This window comes from Bacillus cereus group sp. N21, from assembly GCF_016483395.1.
Lineage (GTDB): Bacteria > Bacillota > Bacilli > Bacillales > Bacillaceae_G > Bacillus_A > Bacillus_A pseudomycoides.
The window spans coordinates 1-1,287 of sequence record NZ_JAEHBX010000192.1; the positions used below are offsets into that span (position 1 = coordinate 1).

Sequence of the window (1,287 nt, forward strand, 5' to 3'; positions counted from 1 at the left end):
GTGGTCTGACCCCATTTGGTGAGACAAAGAAAAAACACCTAGACAACATGTTTCCTATAAGCTATAGGTGACATGTTATCTAATTTTCTCTGAATCCGTTCATTATTATAGTAGTGGATGTATTCATCCACAGTTTGTATTATACTAGCATTATTCGATTGTTTTATATTTTGCGCATAGAATCCTTCGGATTTCAAGTGAGAATGAAAGGATTCTATGAGGGCATTATCATGGCAGTTTCCTGTACGAGACATGCTTGTGATAATGCCTTTTTCTTTGGCATATGTTTGAAATTGTTTTGATGTATACACTTTTCCTTGATCCGAATGTAAAATCGTATCAATCACATTTCGCTTTCTTAAAGCTTCTTTTAGAGTATCTAATACAAGAGAAACATCCTGTGTCTCACCTATTTTATAACTTATAATTTCATTGTTAAACCCATCTATAATAGATGAAAAATAAAGAGTCTTATTGCCGAACATCAAATACGTGATATCCGTGAACCATTTTTCATTAGGCTTGGTAGCTTTAAATCTTCGTTGTATTCTATTTTTAGCTACCACTGGTTCATGACCGAGTACAAATGTCTTTTTCTTTTTTCTAACCCGAGATAATACGTTGTATTTTCTCATGATACGTAATACTTTTTTATGATTGATTACGATGTTAAATTGATTACGTAGACAAGCTGTAACCCGACGATATCCATACCGATATTTATGATGTTGACATATTTCTATTACGGTTTTTTCTTCATGATTAGTTACTGTTTTCTCCTGCTTTTTCCAACGATAATAAGTAGCACGTGAAATATCAAATATGGAACACAGTTCTGCAATTGTAAAAATTGATTGCCATTCCTTTATCATTTTCATTATTTCTTCTTTTCCTCCCACCTCCTTAAAATTTCTTGGCACTTTTCCAGCAATATAATCTTTGCCTTTAAATAACGTATTTCTAATTCTTTTTGTTCAAGTTCTGTTAACTTTTTTAAGCCTTTTCCATGTACAGATTGTCTTCCAATAGATTGTTCAAACCGATAGGTTTCGCCTTCACGATACCATTTCATCCAAGTTTTAATTTGAGCCACATGTTTAATTCCTAAGGCATCCATAATTTCTTTATTTTTGAATCCTTGGTGTTTCATTTCAACTACTTTCCACTTTATTTCGGCGGGATAATGCGTCTTTTTCCCCATACGAAAAACACCTCCATTAAAATCATAACTGATACTTACGATTTAGAGAGGTGTTTTTTATCGTCTCATTCTCAGGGTTCACTCCA

At 33.1% G+C, this 1,287-nt stretch carries 1 protein-coding gene; it reads right to left on the reverse strand.

All coding sequences use genetic code 11. The annotated features are described in order from the left end of the window. Positions 1-38 precede the first annotated feature (38 nt). Positions 39-1,201 (reverse strand): IS3 family transposase gene (locus JDS96_RS30410; RefSeq protein WP_098125495.1). Its coding sequence is split into 2 segments (ribosomal slippage): positions 39-934 and positions 934-1,201, totalling 1,164 coding nucleotides; the frame shifts between segments, so codons are not numbered across the junction. Between the last annotated feature and the right edge of the window lie 86 nt (positions 1,202-1,287).